The following is a 6,194-nucleotide window of genomic DNA, read 5'->3' on the forward strand; positions in this document are numbered from 1 at the left end:
CGCGGCCGGTCCGCCCGCGGCTGGTGGCTCGAGCGGATCGCCGCCGGCGCACCGCTGACCGTGTGGACCGAGGCCACCGGCGCCGAGCCGGCCACGACGCTGAGCCGGCTGTCCGAGGCGGACGCGCTGAGCGGCATACGGACTGCTGCTCGGGAGCGTCGCGACCGCGACTGGGCCGCCGCGCTGCTGGGCCGCACCTGGGACCCGACGCTGCTGCCCGCGCTCACCCCGGCCGAGCGCGAGACGGCCCTGCTCTCGCGACTCGCGGCGGGCGAGCTCGGCTCGGCCGTCGCCGCGCTCGGCACGCTGACGACGCCGTGGTCGGCGCGGTTCAGCCTGCACCTGCTCGCCGCCCTCGGCGCCGCGAAAGCACCCCTCGTCCACGTCGCCCAGGCGATGCCGCACCTGCTCACGGGCCTGCACCCCGACGCCCTCGGCTCGCTCGAGTCGTGGCTGACGCGGCTGCACGACGACCGGCAGCTGGCCACCCAGCTGCGCAACCTGCTGCAGTTCCATTCCGTCAAGCGATCCATCACGGAGGCCTTCCGATGAGCGAGTCCCCTTCCGCCGCAACGATCCTCCGTGAGCACGCCGAGGACGCGTATGCCGCTGAGCTCGCCGCGCTCGCGGCGAACGACGAGCGCCTCCGCCCTCCGCAGTGGCGGCTCTCGCCATGGGCCGTCACGACCTACCTGCTCGGCGGCACGCTGCCCGACGGGACCGAGATCTCGCCCAAGTACCTCGGGTCGCGCCGGCTCATGGAGGTCGCCGTCGCCTCGCTCGCGACGGACCGGGCGCTGCTGCTGCTCGGTGTGCCCGGCACCGCGAAGACCTGGGTGAGCGAGCACCTGGCCGCGGCGGTCAGCGGCGACTCGACGCTCGTCGTGCAGGGCACGGCCGGCACGCCGGAGGAGTCGCTGCGCTACGGGTGGAACTACGCCCGGCTGCTCGCGGAGGGGCCGACGCCGGCGGCGCTGGTCCCGAGCCCGGTCATGCGGGCGATGGAGCGGGGGGCGATCGTGCGGGTCGAGGAGCTGACCCGCATCCCGGCCGACGTGCAGGACTCGCTCATCACGATCCTGTCCGAGAAGCACCTGCCGATCCCCGAGCTGGACAGCGAGGTCCTCGCCCGGCAGGGCTTCAACGTCATCGCGACCGCCAACAACCGGGACAAGGGGGTCAACGACCTGTCCTCCGCGCTCAAGCGCCGGTTCAACACCGTCGTGCTGCCGCTGCCCGACACGCTCGAGCAGGAGGTCGAGATCGTCCGGACCCGGGTCGAGGCCCTCGGCCGGAGTCTCGAGCTGCCCGCCGACCTCGAGCACCTCGCCGAGATCGAGCGGGTCGTGCGGGTCTTCCGCGAGCTCCGGTCCGGCGTGACGGCCGACCAGCGCACGACGATCAAGTCGCCGTCGGCCACCCTGTCGACGGCGGAGGCGATCTCGGTCATGACGAACGGGGTGGCCCTCGCGGCCCACTTCGGCGACGGGGTCGTGCGAGCCGAGGACGTCGCGGCCGGTCTCGTCGGCGCGATCGTCAAGGACCCGGTCCAGGACCGGATCGTCTGGCAGGAGTACCTCGAGACGGTCGTGAAGGACCGCCGCGAGTGGGCCGACCTCTATCGCGCGTGCCGGGAGCTCGCGTGACGGCTCCCTCCCCGCCTCGGGTCGAGGTGCTCGGCATCCGGCACCACGGGCCCGGCTCGGCCCGCTCCGTCCTCGGCGCCCTGGCGGAGCTCGAGCCGGAGGTCGTCGTCATCGAGGGACCCCCGGAGCTCGACGCCCTCGTCCCGATGGCGGGCGACCCCGACCTCGTCCCCCCTGTCGCCGCGCTCGTCTATGCCGTCGACGAGCCCCGGCGGTCGGCGTTCTATCCCTTCGCGGCCTTCTCGCCCGAGTGGGTCGCACTGCAGTGGGCGGTGCAGCGCCGGGTGCCGGTCCGGTTCGCCGACCTGCCGGCGACCCACGGACTCGCCGAGGCGGTCGAGGACGACGGCTCGCCGGCGCCGCCCCGGCCCGGCGAGCAGCCCGCCCGACCGGACCCACTTGCGATGCTGGCGTCCGCGGCCGGCTACGACGACCCCGAGCGCTGGTGGGAGGACGCGGTCGAGCACCGGCGGGCCTCGAGCCTCGAACAGTTCCGGCACGTCCGGGAGGCGCTCGAGGAGGTGCGCGAGCAGCTGCGCGGCGACACGGCATACGAGGTGGCTCTTGCGGAGGACGAGCGGCGGGAAGCCGCGATGCGCACGGTGATGCGCGCGGTGCTGCGCGCCGGGCACCAGCGGGTCGCGGTCGTCTGCGGCGCCTTCCACGCCCCCGTGCTCGACCCGGCCACGTTCCCGCCGGCGAGCCACGACACGGCGCTGCTCAAGGGCCTGCCGAAGGTGAAGGTCGCCGCGACCTGGGTGCCGTGGACGGCCGCCCGGCTCGCCTACACGTCGGGCTACGGGGCCGGGGTGCGGTCCCCCGGCTGGTACCAGCACCTCTTCGTCACGCCCGAGGAGTCCGTCGTCTCGGCCTGGTTCGTCCGGGTGGCCCAGGCGCTGCGCGACGAGCGGCTCGACGCGTCGACGGCGTCGGTGGTCGAGGCGACGCGGCTCGCCGAGGCCCTGGCCGCCGTGCGCGGCCGCCCCTCGGTCGGCCTGACGGAGCTGACCGACGCCGCCCAGGCCGTCCTCGCCGAGGGGTCCGCGCTGCCGCTCCAGCTCATCGACCGGACCCTTGTCATCGGTCAGGAGCTCGGCTCGGTGCCCGAGTCGACACCGATGGTCCCGCTCGCGGCAGACCTGGCCCGACAGCAGAAGTCGCTGCGCCTCAAGGTCTCGGCCACCGAGGCGGTGCTCGAGCTCGACCTGCGCCGCGAGGCGGGCCGCGCTCGCTCGGCCCTGTTCCACCGGCTCGGCCTCATCGGGATCGACTGGGCGAGGCCCGCCGAGGTCGGCCGCACGACAGGCACGTTCAAGGAGGCGTGGGTGCTCGAGTGGGAGCCGGAGCTCTCCGTGGCCGTCATCGAGGCGAGCGTGCACGGCACGACGGTCGCGACGGCAGCCGAGTCGAGCGTCGTCGAGCAGGCCGAGCAGGCAGCCGACCTCGCCGCCCTCGGCCGGCTCATCGAGCAGAGCCTGCGCGCTGAGCTGCCCGCCGCCGTGCGCCGGATCGTCGCGACCCTGTCCGAGCGCACGGCGCGCCAGCACGACACCCTCGCGCTGCTCACGACGATCGAGCCGCTGGCCCGCACCTGCCGCTACGGCAACGTCCGCGGCGTCGACGTCGAGGAGGTCGCCCACGTCCTGCGCACCGTCGTCGTGCGGGCGTCGGTCGGGCTCCGCGCCGCGTGCACCAGCCTCGACGACGACGCGGCCGGGGCCATGCGGGCCGCCGTCGAGGCGGCCCACCGCGGCATCGCGCTGCTCGACGAGGAGGACCTCCGCACCCCGTGGCACCGCGCGCTCGCCGCCGTCGCCGAGGACGACGCGGTGCACGGCGACGTGGCCGGCCGGGCGAACCGGCTGCTCCTCGACGCCGGCGAGCTCGACCGCACCACCGCGGGCGACCGGCTCTCGCGTCACCTTTCCCGGGCGGCGTCCGGCCCGGCCGCCGCCGCCTGGCTCGACGGGTTCCTCACCGGCGAGGCGCTGCTGCTCCTGCACGACGACGACCTGCTCGGCATCATCGACGAGTGGCTCACCGGCATCCCCGAGGAGGCCTTCGAGGACGTGCTGCCCCTCGTGCGGCGCACCTTCGCGCAGTACCAGCCCCCCGAGCGGCGCCAGCTCGGCCAGCACCTGCGCCGACTCGGACGCTCGACCCCGGGCACCCCGCACGCTGGGCGGGACGCGACCGACGACGTCGACCTCGACCGCGCCGGCCCGGCGATCGCCGCCGTCGCGAGCCTCCTCGGCCTCGGAGCCGCCTCATGACCGAGCCCCTCAACCCGGCCGGGACGCGCGACCGCCTGACGCGCTGGCGGCTCGTGCTCGGCGGCGAGCAGGCGGACGGCATCGGCGCGGCCGCGACCCTCACCAGCGACGACCTCAAGCGCGACGAGGCGCTCCGTGAGCTCTACGACGCCGAGCGACGCGGTGGCCTACAGTCCTCCGCGCCGAGGGTCGCCCGGTGGCTCGGCGACATCCGCGGCTACTTCCCGTCGTCCGTCGTCCAGGTCATGCAGGCCGACGCGATGGAGCGACTCGGCCTGACCCAGCTCCTCCTCGAGCCGGAGCTCATGGAGGCGGTCCAGCCCGACATCCACCTCGTCACGACGCTCGTCGGCCTCGTCCGCGTCATCCCGGAACGCTCACGCGCCACCGCCCGCGCCGTCGTCAGGACGGTGACCGACCAGCTCGAGGAGCGTCTCCGGTCACAGACGGTGCAGGCCGTGACCGGGGCCCTCAACCGCGCCGCGCGCACCCGACGGCCGCGCCACTCGGACATCGACTGGAACCGGACCGTCGCGGCCAACCTCAAGCACTACCAACCCGAGTACCGCACGGTCGTGCCCGAGCGGCTCGTCGGCTACGCCCGCCGCAGCCGCCGCGTCGAGCGCACCATCATCCTGTGCATCGACCAGTCCGGCTCGATGGCCGAATCCGTCGTCTACTCAAGCGTGTTCGGCGCGGTGCTCGCCTCGCTCGCCTCGGTCGAGACGCGGCTCGTCGTCTTCGACACGTCCGTCGTCGACCTCACCGAGCAGCTCGACGACCCCGTCGACATCCTCTTCGGGGTCCAGCTCGGCGGCGGCACCGACATCAACCAGGCGCTCGCCTACTGCGAGGGGCTCATCACCCAGCCGAACGAGACCGTCCTCGTCCTCATCAGCGACCTCTACGAGGGCGGGATCGCGGAGGAGATGGTCCGGCGCGCCTCGGCGATCGTCGGGTCGGGCGCGACCATGGTCGCCCTGCTCGCGCTCAGCGACTCCGGCCGGCCGAGCTTCGACGCGACGCACGCCGCCGCCCTCGCCGCCGTCGGAGTGCCCGCCTTCGCGTGCACGCCCGACCAGTTCCCCGACCTCATGGCCGCCGCGATCGAACGCCGGGACATCGGCACGTGGGCCGCCGAGCACGACATCGTCACGACGCACGAGGCCGAGGAGTGACCCGCCGATGAGGTATGCCGCCCAGCCCGCCCCGGCGGGACCGCGCGGTCCACGCGGGGCTGGGTTAGCGGCATACGGGCTGGTGGGTCAGGGGGACGTGAGGCCGATGAGGCTGCCCTCGCCGGCGCGGGCGAGCGCGACCTTCATCCCGCTGCCGACGTCGGTCGGCTCCTGCAGCACGGTCGCCCCGACCTTCTTGAGCTCGGCGAGCGCCGCGTCGAGGTCGTCGACGGCCCAGTACGGCACCGGACCGAGCGCGCCCTTGGCCGCAGCGTTCGGGTCGAGGCCGATCTGGATGCCGGACGACTCCCAGCCGACGTAGTACGGGGAGTCGTGGGGCGGGGTGCCGAGCACCGCCGTGAGCGCGGACTTGGTCGGCTCGAGCTCGTCGGTGCCGTAGATGATGCTGAAGAGGCCGTTCGTCGTGATGGCCGGGGTGGTGGACATGCTCGCTCCTTGGAATCGTGGGATCTCGGTCGGTTTGTCACAACAAGCCGCTCTGGCTCGTCAAAGACCATGACGGAACGCAACCCGCGGATGTGACAGGAGCACGAGATGAACGCTACGCCGGCCCTGGCCGAGGAGTTCGAGGAGAACCGGCACCACCTGTCCCGCGTGGCGCTGCGCCTGCTCGGTTCACCCGAGGACGCCGAGGACGCGGTGCAGGAGACGTGGTTCCGGCTCGAGCGCACCGACCGGTCCTCGATCGACAACCTGCGCGCGTGGCTGACCACCGTCGTCTCGCGGGTCAGTCTCGACCTGCTGCGGAGCCGGTCCGCACGACGTGAGGCCCCCGACGGTGAGGCGGTCGTCGAGTCGCTGTCCACTGGCGGGTCACTCGGGGCGGGTGCCGGTGCCGGCCGGGGACCGGCGGGTGCAGCAGATGCGGCAGCCGATCCGGAGGCCCGGGCGGAGCTGGCCGACTCGGTCAGCGTCGCCCTCCTCGTCGTGCTCGAGAGCCTCGGGCCGTCCGAGCGGCTCGCCTTCGTCCTGCACGACCTGTTCGCCGTGCCGTTCGAGGAGATCGCCGGCGTGCTCGGCACGTCGTCGGCGGCCGCGCGGCAGCTGGCGTCGCGGGCCCGACGGCGGGTGCACGG

General features: G+C 74.0%; 6 protein-coding genes. 5 read left to right on the forward strand and 1 reads right to left on the reverse strand.

The features are described 5' to 3' along the window. The 4 genes from N864_RS25160 to N864_RS18090 all read left to right on the forward strand — a co-directional run. The coding region (locus N864_RS25160) for a DUF5691 domain-containing protein (protein WP_034720289.1) at window positions 1–552 on the forward strand (552 nt) is incomplete at its 5' end. Then, entirely contained in the window at window positions 549–1,646 is a 1,098-nt protein-coding gene (locus tag N864_RS18080; RefSeq protein ID WP_034720291.1) for an ATP-binding protein, read from the forward strand. The genes N864_RS25160 and N864_RS18080, both read left to right, overlap by 4 nt. Next, window positions 1,643–3,919, forward strand: coding sequence for a DUF5682 family protein (locus tag N864_RS18085; RefSeq protein WP_034720300.1), 2,277 nt, complete (start codon window positions 1,643–1,645; stop codon window positions 3,917–3,919). Before N864_RS18080 ends, N864_RS18085 begins: the two co-directional genes overlap by 4 nt. Next, window positions 3,916–5,097, forward strand: coding sequence for a VWA domain-containing protein (locus N864_RS18090; RefSeq protein WP_034720293.1), 1,182 nt, complete (start codon window positions 3,916–3,918; stop codon window positions 5,095–5,097). Before N864_RS18085 ends, N864_RS18090 begins: the two co-directional genes overlap by 4 nt. Before the next feature lie 87 nt (window positions 5,098–5,184). Here N864_RS18090 and N864_RS18095 read toward each other — a convergent pair whose 3' ends face one another. Further along, window positions 5,185–5,544, reverse strand: a complete 360-nt coding sequence (locus tag N864_RS18095; RefSeq protein WP_034720295.1) for a VOC family protein — start codon at window positions 5,542–5,544, stop codon at window positions 5,185–5,187. Between the two features lie 108 nt (window positions 5,545–5,652). Here N864_RS18095 and N864_RS18100 point away from each other — a divergent pair. After that, window positions 5,653–6,194 (forward strand): sigma-70 family RNA polymerase sigma factor (locus N864_RS18100; RefSeq protein ID WP_034720297.1); only part of this gene is annotated, 542 nt, incomplete at its 3' end.

Source organism: Intrasporangium chromatireducens Q5-1 (assembly GCF_000576575.1).
Classification (GTDB): Bacteria; Actinomycetota; Actinomycetes; order Actinomycetales; family Dermatophilaceae; genus Intrasporangium_A; species Intrasporangium_A chromatireducens.